The following is a 19,860-nucleotide window of genomic DNA, read 5'->3' on the forward strand; positions in this document are numbered from 1 at the left end:
CGTGACCGTGTCTCTCGCGGAGGTCAAGCAGCGGCTGCGGCGCTTCGCCGAGGAGGAGGCCGCCGGGGTCTCCCCGCTCTACGAGCACCTGGCGACCCGCGCGGCCGACGACGACGAGGTCGCCGTGCTGCTGACGGTCGCGCGGTCCGGCTTCGCCAAGGCGACTCTGCTGCTGGCCGCCGTGCACCGCGCGCTGCAGGCCGAGCCGTTCCACGAGTTGGTCAACTACTACCCGTCGATGGGCGGCAGCTACGGCCTCGACGGGGGGACGTGGCCGCTGTTCCGCCGGTTCGTCGTCGAGCGGGCGGACAAGATCGGCAAGCTTGTGGCCGCGCACACCACGCAGACCAACGAGGTGCGCCGGGCCGCGCTGCTCTACCCGGCGGTCGCGCTGGCCGCCAAGCAGGCGCAGGCCCCGGTCGGGCTGCTGGAGGTCGGGTGCAGCGCGGGGCTGCTGCTCGGCCTCGACCGCTACGGCTACCGCTACCAGACCGAGCAGTCCGGCCAGGTCGTCGGCGGGCCGACCAAGACCCCGCTCGGCCTGCACTGCGCGCTGGAGCTGGGGCCCGGCGCCACCCTGCCCTCGGTGCCCAAGAAGCTCGCCGTCGCCGCGCGCGTGGGCCTCGACCGCGACCCGGTGGACCTGGCCGACGAGGACGCGACCGCGTGGCTGGAGGCGTGTATCTGGGCCGACCAGCCTGAGCGCCAGCGGCTGTTCACCGCCGCCGCCGCGTTCCAGCGCGGCAGCCCGCCCGAGCTGCTGACCGGCGACGCCGTGGCCGACCTGCCCGCCGCCGCGGCCCGGGTGCCCGCCGACCTGCCGCTGGTCCTGCTCACCAGCAACGTGCTGACCTACCTGCCCGACGAGCAGCGGTCGGCGTTCGTCGCGGCCGTGCGCGCGCTCGCCGCCGAGCGGCCGGTGTGGTGGGTGAGTCACGAGGTGTACGCCGCCGCGCTCGCCTGGGTGCTTCCGGGGCGTGCCGACCTGGTGCCGAGCGCGGGCGGGCCCGGCTTCGGCGTGCTCGGGCTCACCAGGTGGGACGACGGTGTCCCGGACGCGGTCGCGCTGGCCCGCACGGCGATGCACGGCGAACGCCTGGTCTGGCTGGTCTGAACTGGGCTAACCGGGCAGCGACCGCCATGCGCGCAGGGTGTCGGCGAGTTTGTCCACCAATCGGTTACTTCGCTCCAGTGTGGTGAAGGTCGCAAGATCGACCCAGGCCGCCTCGGTGGCGTCGTCACCTGCCCGAAGGTCACCGCTGGTAACTGCGCAGGCGTAGTCGTGGATCTCGTACACCCCGGTCGGGGCAAGTCGCTCGACCTGCCCGACGCGCGCGCCGACGGCAACTGCCAGGCCGGTCTCCTCGCGGAGTTCGCGGATCACGGCTGCCGCGTCCGACTCCCCGGATTCGACCTTTCCACCAGGCAGCGACCACTGGCCGCGGCCGGGGTCGTGGGCTCGCCGGACCAGCAGGAGGCGGCCCGAACTGTCACGGACGATCGCCCCGACACACCTGATTCTCCGAACCTCGCCTGCCACCATGGGCACGCAGAGTAGTCGTAGCCCCGTAGTGACGCTCCGGGTTGCCCCATGCGCGGGACTAGGCTGCCGCCGCGCCGCCGAGTGCGGTACAACGGTTTTCAACAGCGGCGCCACACGGGTGTGAAGGAACGGGGTAGATCGCAGTGAACGTCAAGAAGGTCTTGATCTTGACTGGGGCAGCGTTGCTGGTCTTCTTCCTGGTGACGCAGCCGGTTCAGTCGGCGGGCATCGTCAACTCCCTGATCACCACCCTGCGGGAAGGTGCCGAAGCGGTTATCACCTTCATGCGCACTGTTTTCCAGGTCTGAGACGAGTAGCGTCGAACCATGTTCGCGCCCAGGGATCCAGACGAGTACCTACTCGACTCCGAGCGTCGGGTCATCCGGGTGCGCAGGCACTGGGCCTTCCTCGCCTGGCAGGTCTTCGAGGCGGCCGCGCTGCTCGCGGTCTGCGTGATGGTCTCCTACCTGCTGCCGCCCGCCATGTGGCTGGGGCAGAACATCCTCTGGTACATCGCGCTCGGCGTGGTGCTGCGGTTCACCTACCAGGTGATCGAGTGGTGGGTCGAGCGCATCGTGGTCACCGACAAGCGGTTCATGATGACCACGGGCGTGTTCACGACCAGGGTGCTGATGATGCCGATCAGCAAGGTCACCGACCTCACCTACAAGCGCACGGTCATGGGCCGGGCGCTCGGCTACGGCACGATGGTGGTCGAGTCCGCGGGCCAGATCCAGGCGCTGAACAACATCGAGTACCTGCCGCGGCCCGAGCAGGTCTACGACGCCATCTCGGAGCTGGTGTTCGGCGACAAGAAGGCGCAGGCCGAGCGGTTCTCGATGATCAAGGCGCAGCGGGTGGCCCGCTCCACCCGCAAGGTCGCGCGCTGACGCCCAGGTACGCGGTGACCCGCGTCATCGTTCACACTGGCTGACGTGCGGATCGACCTCCACTGCCACTCCACCGCGTCCGACGGTACGGACAGCCCGGCCGAACTCGTCGTCGCCGCGCACCTCGCCGGGCTCGACGCGGTGGCCATCACCGACCACGACACCACCGCGGGCTGGGCCGAGGCCGCCGCCGCGCTGCCCCCGGGTCTGCGGCTGGTCCGCGGCGCGGAGCTGACCTGCGTGTCGCCGGACGGCCGCGGCGGGCAGGCCACGGTGCACCTGCTGGCTTACCTGTTCGATCCGCACGCGGCCGAGGTCGTCGCCGAGTACGCCCGCACCCGGGCCGAGCGGCGCTCCCGGCTGCACGCCATGGCCGGTCGGATGGCCGCGGACGGCTACCCGGTCGACGCCGACACGCTGCTGGCCGACCTGCCCGACGACGTGCCCGCGGGGCGTCCGCACCTGGCGCAGGCGCTGGTGCGGGCGGGTGTGGCGGCGTCAGTGAACGAGGCGTTCGCCAAGCATCTGCACGGCCGCAACGGCTACTCGGTGCCGAGCAGGCGGACCCCGCTGGTCGCCGCGATCGAGATGATCAAGGCGGCGGGTGGGGTGACGGTGCTGGCGCACGGCTTCGCCCACCGCCGCGGGCCGACGATCTCCGCGGGCGTCATCGCCGACCTGGTGCCCGTCGGGCTCGACGGCCTGGAGATCGACCACCCGGACCACGACGAGGCGGCGCGGGCCGGGCTGCGGGCGCTCGCCGCCCGCCACGGCCTGGTCACCACCGGCTCCAGCGACTACCACGGCACCAACAAGACCATCCGGCTCGGCGCGGAGACGACGCCGCCGGAGATGCTGTCGGCCATCGCCGAACTGGCCACCGGCGCCGAGTTGCTGGTCGGGTCTTGACGTGGCCCTAGCCGACTACTTCGACGCGGGCCTGTTCGCCGAGGCCGCCATCACCCTCGTGGTGATCATGGACCCGCCGGGCACGGTGCCCGTGTTCCTCAGCCTCACCGGCCGCAAGACGAAGCCCACCCGGCTGCGCGCGGCCCGGCAGGCGGTGCTGGTCTCGCTCGGGGTGATCAGCCTGTTCGCCATCGGCGGTGAGGCGATCCTGCGGTATCTGGGCATCGGCATCCCGGCGTTGCAGGGCGCGGGCGGCCTGCTGCTCCTGCTGATCGCGCTCGACCTGCTCACCGGGCGCGGCGCGACCGAGCCGGAGGCCGTCGAGGACGTCAACGTGGCCCTGGTGCCGCTGGGGACGCCGCTGCTCGCCGGGCCGGGGGCGATCGCGGCGACCATCGTGTTCGTCCGCCAGGCCGACGGGCGCACGGCCTCGTATGTCGCGTTGGGCCTGGCGATCCTCGCGGTGCACCTGTTCCTGTGGCTGTGCCTGCGCTACTCGGGCGCGGTGATCCGGCTCGTCAAGGACAGCGGCATCACCCTGCTCGCCAAGATCGCGGGCCTGCTGCTCGCGGCCATCGCGGTGCAGTTGGTCGCCGACTCGGTGCGCGGCTTCATCACCGGCGCGTAGGGCGCCTCGGCGGCGCGGGACTTCGAGCGGCCTGGGCGGTGCCAGGTCTCCACGGGTCGATTGTGCCCGGCGCGGGGAGTGTCGGTGTCACTGCGTACGGTGTGGGTCGTGCAGCAGGGGCAACTCGGTTTCGACAGCATGCCGCGTAAGTTGATCAAGGTCACGCCGTCGCGGCTCGGGGTGTGGGCGGACTGCCCGCGCCGCTTCAGGATGGCCTACCTCGACCGGCCGACCCCGCCCCGGGGCGGGCCGTGGGCGCACAGCACGCTCGGCGCGGTGGTGCACAACGCGCTCAAGGCGCTGTTCGACCTGCCGGTGGCCAAGCGCACCCCGGACGCGGCCGCCGCGCTGGTCACGACGCACTGGAAGGACGACGGCTTCGCGGGCCCGGAGCAGGCCGGGGTGTTCCGCGAGCGCGCGGCGGGCTGGGTGCACGACTACGTCACCGACCTCGACGTCTCCCACGAGCCGGTCGGCCTGGAGCGGTGGGTGTCGGCCCCGGTGGGCAAGCTCGTCGCCGAGGGCCGGGTCGACCGGATCGACCAGCGCGGCGACGAAGTGGTCATCGTCGACTACAAGACCGGCCGCCACGGCCTCACCACCGACGACGCCCGCGGCTCCCAGGCGCTCGCCCTCTACGTCCTGGCCGCCCGCCGCACGCTGCGCCGCCCGTGCACCAAGGTCGAGCTGCACCACCTGCCCTCGGGCACCGTGGCCGCCTGGGAACACACCGACGCGTCCCTGGCCCGCCACCTGTCCCGCGCCGAGGAAAGCGCCGACGAATTCCAGTTGGCCACCGACACCCTGCGCGCGGGCGGCGACGAGGACGTGCTGTTTCCCGCCACCACCGGTCGCCAGTGCGGTTGGTGCGACTTCCGGCGCAGTTGCCCAGAGGGTCAGGCCGCTGGACCTGCCCTGGACCCATGGGCGATGCTGACGCCGTGACCGGGCCGACCGAACGCTTGCCTGGACCCCAGGGCGATGCCGTCCCGGGGCCGACCGAACGCCTGCCTGTCGGCGACCGGTCGATCGAGGATCTGACCACGGTGGAGCTGCCGCGCCCGGAGCCGATACCTGCCGCCCCCCGCCGGTCCGGCTTCTGGCGGGAGCTGTCGGGGGCGCTGGCCATCGGGCTGTGCGTGCTGGCGCTGGTGGTGTTGGGGATGCAGGTCTTCGCGGGGGCGCAGGGCATGCCCGGCCCGGGGATCGGGGTGGTGCTCGGCCACTTCGGCGCGGCGGTCGCGGCGGTGGTGGCCCAGCGCTTCGCCGACCGGCGGCGGGGGCCGGAGGCGGCGTTGGCGATCGTGCTGGTCGGCATCGCCACGGGCATCGCCATCTGGTTCTTCTGGTGGGCCTAGCCCGCGGTTGGTGGATCGGCGGGGATGGTTCGGCTGTGGGGCCGGGGAAGCCGTGGCGGTGGTCGGCTAGCGGTTCAGCCAGGTCTGCCAGGTCGGCAGCAGCACCGACAGCAGGCCGTCCGGGTTCTCCACGGCGGGTGAGTGCGCCGCGGCCTCGATCATGCTGAAGTCCGCGTCCAGCCGGTCGGCCATGTCCCGCTGCACCGACGGCGGCCACGCGTCGTCGTTGGCGCCGCAGGCGACCAGGCAGCCGATCCCGGACGAGCGCAGCGTGCGGTGCAGGTCGGCCACCAGGTCCGGCTCCTCGCGCAGGCCGTGGCCCATGCCGAGCAGCGCGGGCGCGGTGTTGCGCAGGAACCGCGCGCGGAAGAACTCGCGCAGGGTCTCCGGCATGGCGAGCCAGCGCGGGTTGCCCGCGTTCACCAGCTCCAGCGCCTGGTGCGCCGCGGCCACGCCGCCGTGCCGGATCATCGGGTCGCCCAGGTCGAGGATCTGCCTGCGCGGGCCCGCGGGCAGCTCGCTGGGGCCGGTGCTCAACAGGGTCAGCCCCACGACCGGCGCGCCCGCGAGCACCGCGCGCCGCGAGACCAGGCCGCCGTACGAATGGCCGACGAGCACCACGGGGCGGCCTTCGGCGGCCAGCTTCCCGATCAGGTCGGCCAGCACCAGGCCCAGCGTGGCGGGGCGGAACGCGTTCTCGTCGGCCGGGCCGGGGGAGTCCTGCTGGCCGGGCAGGTCGATGGCGACGACCTCGAACCCCGCGTCGGCGATCGGGTCGAGCACCGGGACGAAGTCCTCCTTGGACCCGGTGTAGCCCGGCACCAGCAGCACGATCGGGCCGGGTGCCTGCACGTGCAGGGCGCCGATCGGGCCGAAGCGGCCGGGGAGATCCGCCCGGACCGCGCGGTGCGGGCCGAGTTGGGAGGACGCCGGGACAGCGGACATGGCACCGAGTGTGCCCTATGACCCGCGGGCGCTGTCAGTGCAGAGCGACCAGCGTCATGCCGCGTTGTTCGAGCACCATGGGCCCGATCGAGTTCATGGTGACCACGCCCGAGTAGCCCTCGCGGTCGACCGGGATCTCGCCGACCCGGCTGCCGTCGGCCTGGCTGTGCACCGCGATGCCGTCGCGCACGGGGAGCAGCGCGCGGCCCGCGAAGACCGTGCCCGGCCCGAGCGTGTCCTGGATGGTCCACAGTGGACGAAGCTCGGTGGCGGACAGCACCACCGTGCGCGACCCGGTGAACCAGTAGAAGGCGCCTGTCGCGGCCGTGGTGAGCGGTGTGCGGCCTTCGGGATCGGTGCGCAGGTCGCCCAAGCCCAGGTCGACCTCGTAGTTCATGGTCTGGCTGCCGTCCTCGCTGTAGACGACGATGCGCCCCGGGTCGGGTATGGCAACGGCGGTGAGCTTGTCGTTCATCGCGACGATGCGGGCGGACTCGGAGCCCAGCACCACGCTGGTGACGACCTCGGGCTTGTCGGCGTCCTTGCCGCTGGCCTTGTAGACGGTCAGCCGGTCGGCCTGGTCCTCGGCGCAGCGCTCGATGACGCCGACCTTGCCCGGTGTCATCGCGACCGAGCCGTACACACAGTCGGTGCGCGGCTGGCGCTGCGGGTTCACGATGGCCGGGACGACGCCGTACTCCACCGTCTCCACCAGGTCCGAACGCACGGTGGTGAGCAGCCGCGCGCCGGTCGCGGTCACATACGTGCCGTCGCCGATCAGGCGGGTGCCGGACTCGGCGTCGGAGTTGCGTTGCGCGTCCCGCTTGCCGCTGGTCGGGTCGAGCGCGGTGATCTCGCTGCACCCGCCCTCGTGCCGGGGATCGGACTCCGGCAGGTCGTTGTCTGGCGTGCGGTGAGCCGCGATGACCTTCGAGAACGCCCCGGTCACCGTGCACAGCGGGATGTCGCGGCCGTAGCTCCACCGGACGTCGCCGGTCTCCGGGTCGCGGCCGACGACCTCGCCGCCCTCCCCGGTGACCACGGCCGGGCCCACGGCCACCGGTTCCCAGGTGGCCGGGCTGTTCGCCCGCCACACCTCGCCCAGTGACGGCGGGAAGAACTCGGGCGCGGGCGGGGCCGCGTAGGAGACCTCGGTCGTGGTCGACGTGGTGGCCCGGATGTCGCTGGTGCGCCACGCGGCGACGCCTGCCGCCACCAGCGCGACCACGATCACGCCGAGGACGGCGTAGTCGCGCTTGCGGTTGAAGCGGGTGCGGGGCCCGGGGGTGGGGGCCTGCGGGACGTGCCCGTCGAGCACGTCCTCGCCGCCCACCGCCGCCCGGGTGGAGTCGTCCCCTTGAGTCACGCGCCTAGTCTGCCGTGCCCGATGTGTCGCCCGCGTTGGTGGCCGGGTCGCCCGCGAGTTCGCCCCCCGAGCGGCGCCGCCGCCTGCGGGAGCGGGCCGGCTTGTCCGACGGCGTCTCGGCCGAGGTCTCGGCCGCCGCGGGCGCGCTCTCGCCGCCCGCTTCCACGCCTGCCCGCCTGCGCCTGCGGTTGCGCGGCCCGCGCTCGCCCGCCGCGGACTCCTCGCTCGACGCGCGGCCCGCGCTGGGTTCGCGCTCGCCGCCCGCCCGGCTGGGGCCGCCCGAGCGGGTGGTGCCGCGCTTGGGCCTGCCGCCGCGCTTCTTGCCGCCGAAGTCCTCCTCCGGCTCCGCGTCCAGCCCGGCGCGGGTGCGCTGGGCCATCGGCAGCCTGCCGGTCGAGCCCTCGGGGATGCCGAGTTCGGCGAACAGGTGCGCCGAGGTGGAGTACGTCTCCGCGGGCGCGGGCATGTTCAGGCCGAGGATGTCGCTGATGGACTTCCAGCGGGCCTCCTCGTCCCAGTCGACCAGCGTGATCGCCACGCCGGTCTTGCCCGCGCGGCCGGTGCGGCCGATCCGGTGGACGTAGGTCTTCTCGTCCTCGGGGCACTGGTAGTTCAGCACGTGCGTGACATCGGTCACGTCGATGCCGCGCGCGGCGACATCGGTGCAGACCAGCACGTCGACCTTGCCGGAGCGGAACGCGCGCAACGCCTGCTCGCGGGCGCCCTGGCCGAGGTCGCCGTGCACCGCGCCCGCGGCGAACCCGCGCTCGGTCAGCTCGTCGGCGACCTTCTGCGCGGTGCGCTTGGTCCGGGTGAAGATCATCGTCAGGCCGCGGCCTGCGGCCTGCAGCGAGCGCGCCACGACCTCGATCTTGTCCAGCGAGTGCGCGCGGTAGACGAACTGCTCGGTGCGCTCGTGGATGGCGCTGGCGTCGTTCTCCTCGGCCCGGATGTGCGTGGGCTGGGTGAGGAACGTGCGGGCCAGGGTGATGATCGGGCCGGGCATCGTGGCCGAGAACAGCATGGTCTGGCGCTGGTCGGGGACCATGCGCAGGATGCGCTCGATGTCGGGCAGGAAGCCCAGGTCGAGCATCTCGTCGGCCTCGTCGAGCACCAGGCCGCGGACCTTGCCCAGCACCAGGTGCTTCTGCTCGGCCAGGTCGAGCAGCCGCCCAGGAGTGCCGACGACGATGTCGACGCCCTTGCGCAGGCTCGCGACCTGAGGCTCGTACGGGCGGCCGCCGTAGATGGCCAGCACGCGCGCGCCGAGGTGCTTGCCCGCGTCCCGGATGTCCGCGGTGACCTGCAGACACAGCTCGCGGGTCGGGACCACGACCAGGGCCTGCGGGGTGCCGTCGCCGGGCGAGATGAGCCGCTGCAGCAGGGGCACGCCGAAGCCCAGCGTCTTGCCCATGCCGGTGCGGGCCTGCCCGATCAGGTCGTCGCCCGCGAGCGCCAGCGGGAGGGTGAGCTCCTGGATGGCGAACGTGCGCACGATGTCCGCCTCGCCCAGCGCGCGCACGATCTCCTCGCGCACGCCCAGCTCGGCGAAGGTCGGCGCCAGCTCGCTCACGGGCGCGCCCGCGGTCAGCGGATGGGAGGTGTCGGTCTCGGGGAGCCCGGCCTCGCTGTGTTCCAGCGCGACCGGGTCCAATTCGTCTGCCTGCGGGGCGGTGGTGCCCGCGCCTGCGGTGGTGTCCTGCGTCAGGGTGATCAGCCTCTCTCGTACCAGCGCGCACTGCCCTGGACGGGCCGCTCGACCGCGCCGCCGCGGTCGGATTCCCAGGTCCAGGCGTGGCGCGGGAGGGCCTGCGAGGTATGCGCGCACCCTCATCACTCGGTCCGCGGCGTGCTTCGCCACGAGGTTCCCGAGGTCCTCCGAGCCCGGCGCCGCCGTTTCGGGCCGTGTCGACCGCCTAGGTCGATTGCACTGGCCACGCGGCAGCGAGGCCGGGCGTCCTGCCGAGTCTACCTGTGCCGATCCCGTCGTTGGTGTCAAGCACGGCCGAGCTGACCCGCGGTTCGGCGTTCAGGTCCGTTTCGAGCACCGAGTTGATCACTGCTGTCCCCGCCGTGATAGTGGCGGTACCCCCCGTCCACCGGTGCCGCGCGCGGCAACCGCGGGCAGGCCCGCCGGACCCGGTCGCCGGATACGCTGCCGACCATGGAGAACGCTGAGGCCGGGGTGTCCGCTGGCGTGTTGTCGGCCGGTGTGGTGGACCTGCTCGGTGTGCTGGCCTACGGCGAGTTGTCGGCGTTCGACCGGATGTCGGAGGACGCCAGGTCGGCGCCCACGGTGTCCGGCCGGGCCGCGCTGTCGGAGATGGCCGCCGCCGAGATGGGGCACTACGCCAAGATCGAGAAGTACCTCGGCGCGCACGGGGTGGACATCGAGGACGCCATCCGGCCGTTCATCGGCCACATCGACACCTGGCACGCCTCGACCGCACCCCGCTCCTGGCTGGAGTCGCTGGTCAAGGCGTATGTCGGCGACGGTCTGGCGGCCGACCTGTACCGCGAGATCGGCTCGTGGCTCGACGAGGAGACCAAGACGCTGGTGCTCGGCGTGCTGGCCGACACGGGGCACTCGGCGTTCGCCGAGCGGGAGGTGCGCAGCGCCATCGACCGTGACCGCACGGTGCGCGACCGGCTCGCCCTGTGGGGCAGGCGGCTGCTCGGCGAGGCACTGACCCAGGCGCAGTACGTGGTGGCCGAGCGCGACGGGCTGGCCGAGCTGATCGTGGCGGGTACCGGGGACCTGGCGGGCATCGCCGCGTTGTTCCGCAGGCTCCAGCAGCAGCACGGCAAGCGGATGACGGCGCTGGGTCTCGGCTGAGTTACGCGTCTGGTGAACGCGGGCGCCCCTGGGCGGTCCCGGACTCGGCGCTCGACTAGCCTTCGAGCAGGAAAACTGTCGTTCGATGCCCGGAGGTCGGCGTGGAGGTCAAGATCGGTGTCGCGGACACCCCGCGGGAGCTCGTGCTGAACTGCGCCCTGTCTCCTGACGAGGTCGAGGTACTGGTCGGTGACGCCTTGAAGAACCCGCAGGGGCAGCTCGTGCTGGTCGACGACAAGGGCAAGCGCTACGTCGTGCCGTCCGCGCGGGTCGCCTACATCGAGATCGGCGGGGTGGACGCGCGCAAGGTCGGCTTCGCGCCCTGAGTCGTATTGTCGCGAAAGGCCACCGCCCGAGTCGGCGGTGGCCTTTCGCGTGTTCGGGTCAGCTGTCGGCGGCGTCCAGTGTGGTCTGCACGACGAACGGCGGCGTGCTGGTGCCCATGATCCGGTAGCGGTCCCAGGTGTCTGGATCGGACAGTTCGCCCGGAGCCTCGCCGCCCGGGGTGCGCAGCACCGCCGGGATTCGGCGGCCCGCGACCACTGTGGACACCTCGGCGTTCGCGCCGATCCGGCCGTACCAGCGGTAGTAGCCGTCGATGGGCTGGAAGTGGCCGCGCAGTTCCACGGTCACGGCGAACTCCCGCTCGCCGACGACCAGCGTCGCGGGGCCCTGGTAGCCGTCGTCCTCGGGGTGTTCGTCCATGGTGGTTGCTCCTAGCCCGCGGCGGTGTCGCCGTTGGTGAGTTGGACGATCTTGTTGATCTCCAGGCGTTTGTGCGGGTCGATGGTGACGCCGTAGCCGCGCATGGTGCCGTCGATGGCGGCCCAGATGGTCATGGTCAGGTACTCCACCACCGCGTCGCGGCTCATCGTGCGCCGCTCCAGCCACCACTCGCCGACGTTCTGGACCATGCCGACGATGCCGTGGCCCCAGACCTCCGCGCCGCCGGAGTCGATCTGGTAGGCCCGCAGGTAGTCGCCGAGCAGGGCGGACAGCGCGTTGGCGATGACCTCCTTGTCCTCGGCCACGATGTCGGCGTCGATCTGCCGGTCGGCGAAGGTGCTGCGCACCAGCAGCCGGTAGAGGTTCGGGTACTCCTCGATGATCGAGAAGAACGCGTCGAGGCTCTTGCGGATGCGCGGCAGCGGCGCCTCCTCGCGGTTCATCGCCGGGATGAGCCGCTCGAAGAGGATCTCGGTGCCCCGGTGGCCGAGCGCGAGGAACAGGTCGGCCTTGTCGGTGAAGTGCCGATAGAGCACCGGTTTGGTGACGCCGGCCTCGGCGGCGACGTGCTCCATGCCGAGGTCCGGCCCGTGCTCGGCCAGTGCGCGCAGCGCGGCCTCCACGAACTCTTCGCGCCGGGCCGCGCGGTGGGACTTCCACCGGTCGCGCCGGGCGTCGCCGGAATCCGCGGTCCTGGGTCGCTTGACACGATCCGCCATGGGATTCATGCTACCAGAAGTAACTGTTACCCGAAGTTACGCATAACGAAGAACGCCGTAAGGAGTGCCTCGACGATGAGCCGCGCGCTGCAAGTGGCAACGGTAGCCGATCGCGAGAAGACCGCGGGCCGGTTGCTGAAGTCCTCCGCCGACAAGTTCTACGACCCCGAGGTCGACATCGACTGGGGCGCCCCGATCCCCGCCGACAAGCACTTCCACCCCGAGCGCCGGATCTCGCTCTACGGCACCGACCTGTGGGCGAAGATGACCCCTGAGCAGCGGATCGAGCTCGGCAAGCACGAGATCGCCAGCATCTCCAGCACCGGCATCTTCTTCGAGGTGCTGCTCATGCAGATGCTGCTCAAGCAGGTCTACCGGCACGATCCGACGACCGACCACGTGCACTACCTGCTCGCCGAGGTCGCCGACGAGTGTCGGCACTCGACCATGTTCGGCAAGGCGTGCAAGCGCTTCGACGTGCCCGCCTACGGCCCGCGGCGCTGGGTCAGGCAGCTCGCGAAGATCCTGCCGGTGATCGGCAGGGGTCCGTCGGCGTACGCCGCGATCCTGGTCGCCGAGGAGGTCCTCGACCGGATGCAGCGGGAGAACATGGTGGACGAGACCCTGCAGCCGCTGGTGCGCATGGTCAACCGCATTCACGTGCTGGAGGAGGCCCGGCACGTCACCTTCGCCCGCCAGGAGGTCGCGCAGGGCATGGCGAAGGCGGGTCGGGCCGCGAAGGCGTACCACCGGCTGCTCGCCGCGTTCGTCTCGTACTTCGTGTCGCTGAGCCTGATCAACCCGGAGGTCTACCGCGCGGTCGGGCTCGACCCGAAGCAGGCGTGGAAGGCGGCCAGGAGCAACCCGCACTTCCAGGAGACCCTGCGCTTCTGGGGCGAGCGGATCATGAAGTTCCTCGACGAGGCCGATCTGGTCGGCGGCCCGGGCATGGTGCTGTGGCGCCGGTCGATGCTCCTGCCGAAATGACCGCCTTCGGCACCTCGGACGGTGTCGACGAAGGTTACCGCCGGGTAGGTTAGGGGGGTGGCCGACTACTTCCGCACCTCCGACGGCGTCGCGCTCGCCGTGGTCGACACCGGGACGCCCGACGCGCCGGTGACCGTTCTGTTGACCCACGGCTGGACCAGCGACCTGCGGGTCTGGGACGAGGTCGCGGGCGCGCTCCGCGACCGGGTCCGCGTCCTGCGCTACGACCACCGCGGGCACGGCGGTTCCGACAAGGCGCCGCGCGACACGGCGACGCTGGGCAGACTCGCCGACGACTTGGCCGAGCTGATCGCCGACCGGGTGCCGACCGGGCGGCTCGTGCTCGTCGGCCACTCCATGGGCGGCATGACGATGATGGCGCTGGCCGAGCGCCACCCCGACCTCGTCGAGCGGCGCGTAGCGGCCGCGGTGTTCACCGCGACGTCGTCCGGTCGGATGGGCGAGGTGACCTTCGGGCTGCCCAAGGTGCTGGTCAAGGCCGCCGCCCGCCGCCAGTCGAAGGCGCGTCGCCCGAGTCCGGGTGTGCCGCGTCCGGCTCGCCCGGTCGTGCCGCCGTCGCGGTTGCGGATCGTGGCGACGCGGGCGTTCCTGCGGTGGCTGGTGTTCGGCACCCGGTTCAGGATGGTCGACGTGCGGTCCGTCGCCGACCAGGCCGCCCAGGTACACCGGGGCAGCGCGGCCGCGCTGCGTCGCGACATCGGCAAACACGCCCGGGTGGCCGCGCTCGCGCACTACGCGCACGCCGACACCCAGGTGCTCGTCGGCGAACTCGACCGGCTCACCCCGCTTGACCACGGGCGCGCGATCGCCGCGGCCATGCCGCACGCCGAGTTCGTGCTCTACCCGGCGGCGGGTCACATGCTGCCCTACGAGCGCGTCCCCGAACTGGCCGCGCGCATCCTGCGGGCCGCGCGGACACCGGCAGCCGCGCGCTGATCAGCGCTACTTTGCGCTGAAGGAAGGGCTGGAGCGGATCTTCGATCGCCCGGTTGATCTGGTGAGCGGTCCAAGCATCCGCAACCCGTACTTCCGCCGTCGCGTGATGGATACCAGGGAACAGATATATGCGGCCTGAGCCGCGCGCGTACCTTTGGGACGCGTTGCACGCAGTTGAGTCGGTACGCCTGGGCTCACTGCTCAGGTGTCCTCGGTGGTCGTGGCACGCCCCGCGGCCGACGACGAGCGGTGGTTCGATCACGCCCCCGTGCAGGCGACGGTTGACCGGCCCGCTCCGTAGTCGGTCCCACCAGCGGTGATGCGATGATCCACTACCCCAAGATCGGGCGGGTTTTCCCGGGGGATACGCTCGCTGCCGTTACTCGATCGTGCGGTCCTGGGGCTGCCCGGTTGACACGTTCGGTAGCTTTTCAGGGTCCACGCAGTGGTGCTTAGTCCAATCGAGGGACGGTACACCCGTGTCAGACGGAGTCAGTTCGTGAAGGCGCAAACTGTGCGCAACCGGAGCCGCTTCGCGGTGTCGGGCGCGTTCTCCGCGATTCTGCTGGTCGTCACGGCCGAGTCCGCCGCGGCGCAGACCTCCGTCGAGAGCAGTATCCCGTTCACCCTGGACGGCCCGGTCGGCATCGCAGCCGTGATCCTGGGCGCTGGCGGACTGGTCATCGGCCTGTTCCGCCACCGCAGGCCTGCTGCGGCGGCCGAGGTGCCGCCGGTCGAGTTGGAGGAGCCCACCGAGGTGGTTCTCCCGCACCCGCGTCAGCCCGCGCCGCAGCACGACCACTCCTGAGCGCGAAGCGACGAGCCCCGCAGGGACAACCCTGCGGGGCTCGCCGGTAAGTCCTAGCGCACGGCGTCCAGTGCGTCGATCAGGCCTGCGCCGTAGAAGCCGCGGCCGCTGGCCCCGCCCTCACAGACCGCCGTCCACACGCCGGTGCCGTCCGGGTCGTACACGCCCGGGGGGCACGCCAGTTTGTCCGCGTCCCGCTGCAGTTCGATGATCACGCGCTGCGCCGACCAGTTGGGGTGCGTCGAGCGGATCAGCGCGACCACGCCCGCGGCGTGCGGGGAGGCCATCGAGGTGCCCTGCTTGTAGCCCCACGCACCGTTGACGATGGTGGACAGGACGCGGCCGTTGGCGTCCGGCGTGCCGGGGATCTGCATCCGGTCGCCGCCGGGGGCGGTCACCTCGGTCTCGGTGCGGCCGTAGTTGGAGAAGAACGACTTGGCCAGGTTCACCCCGACCGACGACACCCCGACGACCCCGTTGACCTCCGCGGGCAGCTTGGTGCAGTTCGCGCCGGTCTCGCGGGTGATCGGGGTGGTGTTGTTCGGGCTGCCCGAGTCGACGATGTCGTGCGAGAGGTCCCAGTTGCTGTTGCCGAGCGCGGCCACGTTGACCACGCCGCGGCGGGCCGAGTAGTCGATGGCGCGGGTGACGGCGGCGGCGGCGGCCTTCTGGTCCGGGTCGTCGTCGCACCACAGGTACCACGGGTCGATGAAGTACGAGTTGTTGGTGACCTCGACGCCGTGCTCGGCGGCCCAGATGAAGCCGCAGATCGCGTACTCGGGGTAGATGAACCCGTCGTCGTTGACGACCTTGATCGAGGCCAGCTTCACGTTCGGCGCGACGCCGACGATGCCGACGCCGTTGCGTGCCGCGGCGATGGTGCCCGCGACGTGCGTGCCGTGGTCGCTGGTGGTCGGCGCCCACGCGGCGGGCGAGGTGTCCGGCACGCCCTGGTTGGTGCAGCCCACCGAGTTCGCGGCGTCCACATTTGCCGCGAGGTCGGGGTGGGTGGCCTCGATGCCCGAGTCCAGCACGCCGACGAGCACGTCCGGGCTGCCGCCGCTGATCGCGTTGGCCTGGTCGGCCTTGATGGCCTTCATGTCCCACTGGTTGACGCTCAGCGGGTCGCCCGCCGCGGCGGGCGCCTGCTTGGCGTTCGCGGCGATGACGGTCTCGGTGGCCTCCAGCGCGCGCTGGTCGGCGCCCGCCGCGGACAGCGCCGGAACGGCCAACTCGGCGAGGTTCTGGGTGGCGCCCGCGCCCTGGACACCGGGCTTGGTGCGGATGACGGCGGCGAAGTTGGCGTTGGTGGAGGTCGCGACCACGACCCCGATCTGCGGCCAGCTCTTGAGAATGGTGCCGCCCGCGTCGACCACCGACCGCTCGGTCCTGGCCAGGCCCGCACCGTGCGGGCCGAGCACCACGAAGTGCGCGGCGGCCGCGTTGACGGTGGCGGGCTCCGCCGCGGCCGACTGGACTGTCGCCGTGGCGAGTCCCGTGGCGGATGCGATCACCACCGCGGCGCCGAGCAGGCGGAGTCGGGAACGTGTGTGCACTGTCGAACCTCCAGATGTGACTGTGTCACCGGGCCGCGCGCCGGTCGGGCGCATGGGGCGACTCGGCTCGCCGAACCTGCCACTGCGTGACCCTAGGGGCAATCCGCCGGATGGGGCAGCGGCTCACCCGACCGGGGCGTGGCGCGGGCGGGCTGGGAGAATCGTCGGGTGTCGACCGAGCAGACCAGCGCCGCCGCCGCGGCCAAGCCGCGCGTGCTGTCGGGCATCCAGCCCACCGCCGATTCCTTCCACCTCGGCAACTACCTCGGCGCGGTCCGCCAGTGGGTTGCCCTGCAGGAGACCCACGACGCGTTCTACTTCATCGCCGACCTGCACGCGATCACCGTCGAGCACGACCCGAAGCTGCTGCGCAGGCGCACCCGGGTGTCCGCCGCGCAGTTGCTCGCGCTCGGCCTCGACGCCGACCGCACCACGCTGTTCGTGCAGAGCCAGGTGCCCGAGCACGTCGAGCTTGGCTGGGTGCTGCAGTGCCTCACCGGGTTCGGCGAGGCGAGCCGGATGACGCAGTTCAAGGACAAGTCGGCCAAGCAGGGCGTGGTCAGCGTCGGCCTGTTCACCTATCCGGTGTTGCAGGCGGCGGACATCCTGCTGTATCGGCCGCAGTACGTGCCGGTCGGCGAGGACCAGCGCCAGCACCTGGAGCTGACCCGCGACCTGGCGCAGCGGTTCAACTCCCGCTTCGGTAAGACTTTCGTGCCGCCGGAGCCCTACATCCTCAAGGGCACCGCCAAGATATTCGACCTGCAGGAGCCCTCGGCGAAGATGAGCAAGTCGGCGTCCAGCCCGGGCGGCATCGTCGAACTGCTCGACGACCCGAAGGTGTCGGCGAAGAAGATCCGCTCCGCGGTGACCGACACCGGCCGCGAGATCGTGTTCGACCAGGAGAACAAGCCCGGGGTGAGCAACCTGCTCGGCATCTACTCCGCGCTCACCGGCCGCGGCATCGAGGATCTGCAGGAGTCCTTTGCCGGCAAGGGTTACGGCGACTTGAAGAAGGAGCTGAGCGAGGTCGTCGCGGACTTCGTCGCCCCGGTCCGCGACCAGGTGAAGTCCTATTTGGACGATCCGGCCGAGCTGGACAAAGTGCTTGCCCGGGGTGCCGAGCGGGCGCGCGAAGTGGCGTCGGCGACGCTGACCCGGGTCTACGACAAGGTCGGCTTCCTGCGCGCCTGACGACCATCGGTCCACTGTGGACAGATGGGTTCAGGATGCGGGCCGTCGCCGGGCAGCATAGTTTTCACCGGTGACGGAAACCGAATCGAAGATCGCGCGGCTGCGCAGGCGGCGGCCCGGGATCGACCACCTGATCAGGGCATTCGACGCGTTCACCGAGCGCTACGGCAACCACTTCGCCGCCTCGATCACCTATTTCAGCGTGCTGTCGCTGTTTCCGTTGCTGCTGATCGGCTTCGCCGTGCTCGGCTTCGTGCTCGCGGGCCAGCCCGAGACGCTGGAGAGCCTGCGGAACAGCATCACCTCGGCCGCGCCGGGGAACCTGCGGGACCTGCTCAACGACCTGGTGAACACCGCCGTCGAGGAGCGCGGCAAGGTCGGCGTCATCGGCCTGATCGCCGCCCTCTACACCGGCCTCGGCTGGATGAGCAACCTGCGCGACGCGCTGACCGCGCAGTGGGGCCAGAAGTTCGAGCAGCAGCCGTTCCTGCGCGGCCTGGCGGTCGACCTGCTGGCACTGCTCGGCCTCGGCGCCGCGCTGGCCGTGTCGTTCGGCCTGAGCACCGTGGGCACCGGCGCCGCCGACGCCCTGCTCGACCTGGTCGGCCTCGGCGGCTACGGCTGGGCGAAGGTGCTGCTGTTCCTGATCACCACGGCGCTGTCGCTCGGCGCGAACTGGTTGGTGTTCCTCTGGGTCATCGCCCGGCTGCCCCGCACACCGGTCAGCGTCCGCAGCGCCGTGCGCGGTGCCCTGGCGGCGGCCGTGGGCTTCGAGCTGCTCAAGGTCGTCGGCACGCTGTACCTGAACACGGTCCTCGGCGGCCCGCTGGGCGCGCTGGTCGGCCCGATCGCGGGTCTGCTGGTATTCGCGAACCTGGTGTCGCGGTTCCTGCTGTTCATCACCGCGTGGACGGCGACGGCGAAGGAGAACGTCATCGCCGAGCCGATCGCGGCGCCGCCGCCCGCGGTGATCCGCCCGACCGTCGAGGTGTCCCGGACGCCGCGGCTCAAGGAGGCCGCCGCGCTGGTGGGCGCGGGTGCCGCGCTGGCGTTGACGCTGCGTCCCCGCCGCAGGCGCTAGCGGGCCGCCCGGACGGCCTGGGCGCGCTTGCGGCGTAGCCACAACACCAGCGAGGCCACGACCGCGACGCCCGCCAGCCCCACCAGCGGCGCGCCGTACGAGCCGAACGCCGAGCGCTCGGTGTCGGCGGCCGCCGCGGTGGCCGGGTCGCTCGGCGCCGGGGCGCTGCCCTGGTTGAGGTCCTGCTTGCGCTGCACCTCCGGCGCGCCCTCGACCAGCTGGCCCACCGGCTTGACCCCCGACTTCGCCAGCGTGAAGCCGTAGTCGAGCAGCGTGCGGGCCTGTTCGCCCAGCGGCGCCGGGTTCAGCTCACCGCGCAGCAGCACGACCGAGATCCGGCGCTCGCCCTGCTTCGCGCCGCCGACGTAGGTGTGCCGCGCGTCGTCGGTGAAGCCGGTCTTGCCGCCGGTGAAGCCGGGGTAGCGGCCGAGCAAGCGATTGTCGTTGACCACCTTGTAGCCGGGTTTGGTGCCGTAGCCGGGGAAATCGATCGACTTGGTCGACACCGCCTCGGCGAACTCCTTGTGCTTCATCGCGGTGCGGAAGAGCAGGCTCAGGTCGTAGGCCGACGTGCTCATGCCCGGGCCGTCGAGGCCGGACGGGGTGGCCGCGCGGGTGTCGAGCGCGCCCAGCTCCCTGGCCAGCGTGTTCATCTTCGCCAGCGCCGCGGGCACCCCGCCGAGGTGGCCCGCCAGCGCGTGCGCCGCGTCGTTGCCGGAGCGCATGACCAGCGCGAACAGCAGTTGCCGCACGGTGTACTCGCCGCCGGGGCCGACGCCGACCTTGGTGCCCTCCTGGTTGGCGTCCTGCTGGGTGCCGACCACCGTCTCGTCCAGGCGCAGCTCGCGGATGGCGACGATGGCGAGCAGCACCTTGATCAGCGACGCGGGCCGCTCCCGGGCGTGCGGGTCCTTCGCGGCCAGCACCTCGCCGGAGTCGATGTCGGCGATCACCCAGGACGCCGCGGCGACCTCGCCGGGCGGTGTCGCGGTCGCGGGCAGCACCAGGCCGCACTCACCCATCCGGGTGCCACCGACGGGCTCCTCGGGCACGGGCAGCGGCTGCGGGCTCGGCTCGCCCGGCTTGGGCTCCTCCGAGGTGTCGATCGGCGGCGGCGGCCGGTCGTGGTTCTGACACTGCGCGCTGTTCTGGGTCGGCGGCTGCCCCTCGGAGGTCGGCTGGGCCTGGCGGGGAGTCGCGGTGGCACCCGGCGCCGCGGCCAAGGCCGCGACGATCAGGGCACACAGCGAGAGGAGGAGGGCGGGCACGGACCTGCGGGCTGCGGAGCGCACGCCCCCAGATTAGGGCCTGTCACGATCAGGCCACGATCCGCCCTGTCACCCACTGGTGGCTGTGG

General features: G+C 71.7%; 22 protein-coding genes. 14 read left to right on the forward strand and 8 right to left on the reverse strand.

The window, feature by feature from the left end; all coding sequences use genetic code 11:
• Position 1 precedes the first annotated feature (1 nt).
• Positions 2–1,114 (forward strand): DUF2332 domain-containing protein, encoded by a 1,113-nt coding sequence (locus tag ACT4N7_RS06790; RefSeq protein WP_444827730.1) that lies wholly within the window; start codon positions 2–4, stop codon positions 1,112–1,114.
• Positions 1,115–1,120: 6 nt separating this feature from the next.
• Here ACT4N7_RS06790 and ACT4N7_RS06795 read toward each other — a convergent pair whose 3' ends face one another.
• A complete protein-coding gene (locus tag ACT4N7_RS06795) occupies positions 1,121–1,543 on the reverse strand; it encodes an NUDIX hydrolase (RefSeq protein WP_444827731.1) in 423 nt (140 codons plus the stop codon).
• Between the two features lie 143 nt (positions 1,544–1,686).
• On the opposite strand from ACT4N7_RS06795, the gene ACT4N7_RS06800 reads away from it, so the two are divergent.
• The 6 genes from ACT4N7_RS06800 (at position 1,687) to ACT4N7_RS06825 (ending at position 5,328) form a co-directional block, all read left to right on the forward strand.
• Positions 1,687–1,851, forward strand: coding sequence for a hypothetical protein (locus tag ACT4N7_RS06800; protein ID WP_444827732.1), 165 nt, complete (start codon positions 1,687–1,689; stop codon positions 1,849–1,851).
• 18 nt (positions 1,852–1,869) lie between these two features.
• The gene (locus ACT4N7_RS06805) at positions 1,870–2,433 is read left to right on the forward strand and encodes a PH domain-containing protein (protein WP_444827733.1); all 564 of its coding nucleotides are present in this window, start codon (positions 1,870–1,872) and stop codon (positions 2,431–2,433) included.
• A 45-nt stretch (positions 2,434–2,478) separates the two neighbouring features.
• Positions 2,479–3,342 (forward strand): PHP domain-containing protein, encoded by an 864-nt coding sequence (locus tag ACT4N7_RS06810; RefSeq protein WP_444827734.1) that lies wholly within the window; start codon positions 2,479–2,481, stop codon positions 3,340–3,342.
• 1 nt (position 3,343) lies between these two features.
• Positions 3,344–3,970 (forward strand): MarC family protein, encoded by a 627-nt coding sequence (locus ACT4N7_RS06815; RefSeq protein WP_444827735.1) that lies wholly within the window; start codon positions 3,344–3,346, stop codon positions 3,968–3,970.
• 138 nt (positions 3,971–4,108) lie between these two features.
• Positions 4,109–4,915, forward strand: a complete 807-nt coding sequence (locus ACT4N7_RS06820; protein WP_444827872.1) for a RecB family exonuclease — start codon at positions 4,109–4,111, stop codon at positions 4,913–4,915.
• On the forward strand, positions 4,912–5,328 hold the full coding sequence (locus ACT4N7_RS06825) for a hypothetical protein (RefSeq protein ID WP_444827736.1): 417 nt from the start codon (positions 4,912–4,914) through the stop codon (positions 5,326–5,328). Before ACT4N7_RS06820 ends, ACT4N7_RS06825 begins: the two co-directional genes overlap by 4 nt.
• A gap of 66 nt (positions 5,329–5,394) precedes the next feature.
• On the opposite strand, the gene ACT4N7_RS06830 is transcribed toward ACT4N7_RS06825, so the two are convergent.
• From ACT4N7_RS06830 to ACT4N7_RS06840, 3 genes are read right to left on the reverse strand one after another with little or no spacing between them, the layout of a single operon-like run.
• Positions 5,395–6,273, reverse strand: a complete 879-nt coding sequence (locus tag ACT4N7_RS06830) for an alpha/beta fold hydrolase (protein WP_444827737.1) — start codon at positions 6,271–6,273, stop codon at positions 5,395–5,397.
• Positions 6,274–6,307: 34 nt separating this feature from the next.
• Positions 6,308–7,639: an Rv3212 family protein gene (locus ACT4N7_RS06835; protein WP_444827738.1), complete on the reverse strand. Its 1,332-nt coding sequence runs from the start codon at positions 7,637–7,639 to the stop codon at positions 6,308–6,310.
• Positions 7,640–7,643: 4 nt separating this feature from the next.
• Entirely contained in the window at positions 7,644–9,473 is a 1,830-nt protein-coding gene (locus ACT4N7_RS06840; protein WP_444827739.1) for a DEAD/DEAH box helicase, read from the reverse strand.
• 330 nt (positions 9,474–9,803) lie between these two features.
• Between ACT4N7_RS06840 and ACT4N7_RS06845 the strand changes: the two genes are divergently transcribed.
• Positions 9,804–10,475, forward strand: a complete 672-nt coding sequence (locus ACT4N7_RS06845) for a ferritin-like fold-containing protein (protein ID WP_444827740.1) — start codon at positions 9,804–9,806, stop codon at positions 10,473–10,475.
• 101 nt (positions 10,476–10,576) lie between these two features.
• The gene (locus tag ACT4N7_RS06850) at positions 10,577–10,801 is read left to right on the forward strand and encodes a DUF3107 domain-containing protein (RefSeq protein ID WP_444827741.1); all 225 of its coding nucleotides are present in this window, start codon (positions 10,577–10,579) and stop codon (positions 10,799–10,801) included.
• 58 nt (positions 10,802–10,859) lie between these two features.
• On the opposite strand, the gene ACT4N7_RS06855 is transcribed toward ACT4N7_RS06850, so the two are convergent.
• Positions 10,860–11,180, reverse strand: a complete 321-nt coding sequence (locus ACT4N7_RS06855; protein ID WP_444827742.1) for a DUF4873 domain-containing protein — start codon at positions 11,178–11,180, stop codon at positions 10,860–10,862.
• A gap of 11 nt (positions 11,181–11,191) precedes the next feature.
• Entirely contained in the window at positions 11,192–11,929 is a 738-nt protein-coding gene (locus tag ACT4N7_RS06860) for a TetR/AcrR family transcriptional regulator (RefSeq protein ID WP_444827743.1), read from the reverse strand.
• A gap of 66 nt (positions 11,930–11,995) precedes the next feature.
• On the opposite strand from ACT4N7_RS06860, the gene ACT4N7_RS06865 reads away from it, so the two are divergent.
• The 3 genes from ACT4N7_RS06865 (at position 11,996) to ACT4N7_RS06875 (ending at position 14,672) form a co-directional block, all read left to right on the forward strand.
• Positions 11,996–12,907: an AurF N-oxygenase family protein gene (locus ACT4N7_RS06865; protein ID WP_444827744.1), complete on the forward strand. Its 912-nt coding sequence runs from the start codon at positions 11,996–11,998 to the stop codon at positions 12,905–12,907.
• A gap of 57 nt (positions 12,908–12,964) precedes the next feature.
• On the forward strand, positions 12,965–13,864 hold the full coding sequence (locus ACT4N7_RS06870; RefSeq protein ID WP_444827745.1) for an alpha/beta fold hydrolase: 900 nt from the start codon (positions 12,965–12,967) through the stop codon (positions 13,862–13,864).
• A 499-nt stretch (positions 13,865–14,363) separates the two neighbouring features.
• Entirely contained in the window at positions 14,364–14,672 is a 309-nt protein-coding gene (locus ACT4N7_RS06875) for a hypothetical protein (protein ID WP_444827746.1), read from the forward strand.
• A 53-nt stretch (positions 14,673–14,725) separates the two neighbouring features.
• Here the strand turns inward: ACT4N7_RS06875 and ACT4N7_RS06880 are convergent, their stop codons facing one another.
• Positions 14,726–16,228: a S8 family peptidase gene (locus tag ACT4N7_RS06880; RefSeq protein WP_444827747.1), complete on the reverse strand. Its 1,503-nt coding sequence runs from the start codon at positions 16,226–16,228 to the stop codon at positions 14,726–14,728.
• Positions 16,229–16,396: 168 nt separating this feature from the next.
• Here ACT4N7_RS06880 and trpS point away from each other — a divergent pair, with 168 nt between their 5' ends.
• Together trpS and yhjD are read left to right on the forward strand one after the other, a co-directional pair.
• Positions 16,397–17,422 (forward strand): tryptophan--tRNA ligase, encoded by a 1,026-nt coding sequence (gene trpS, locus ACT4N7_RS06885; RefSeq protein WP_444827748.1) that lies wholly within the window; start codon positions 16,397–16,399, stop codon positions 17,420–17,422.
• 70 nt (positions 17,423–17,492) lie between these two features.
• Positions 17,493–18,503, forward strand: coding sequence for an inner membrane protein YhjD (gene yhjD, locus ACT4N7_RS06890; protein ID WP_444827749.1), 1,011 nt, complete (start codon positions 17,493–17,495; stop codon positions 18,501–18,503).
• Here yhjD and ACT4N7_RS06895 read toward each other — a convergent pair.
• Complete coding sequence (locus ACT4N7_RS06895) at positions 18,500–19,795, reverse strand: serine hydrolase (protein WP_444827750.1); 1,296 nt, start codon at positions 19,793–19,795, stop codon at positions 18,500–18,502. The genes yhjD and ACT4N7_RS06895 overlap by 4 nt on opposite strands.
• Positions 19,796–19,860: the final 65 nt, after the last annotated feature.

Origin of the sequence: Actinokineospora sp., from assembly GCF_052390155.1 — a bacterium.
GTDB lineage: Bacteria > Actinomycetota > Actinomycetes > Mycobacteriales > Pseudonocardiaceae > Actinokineospora.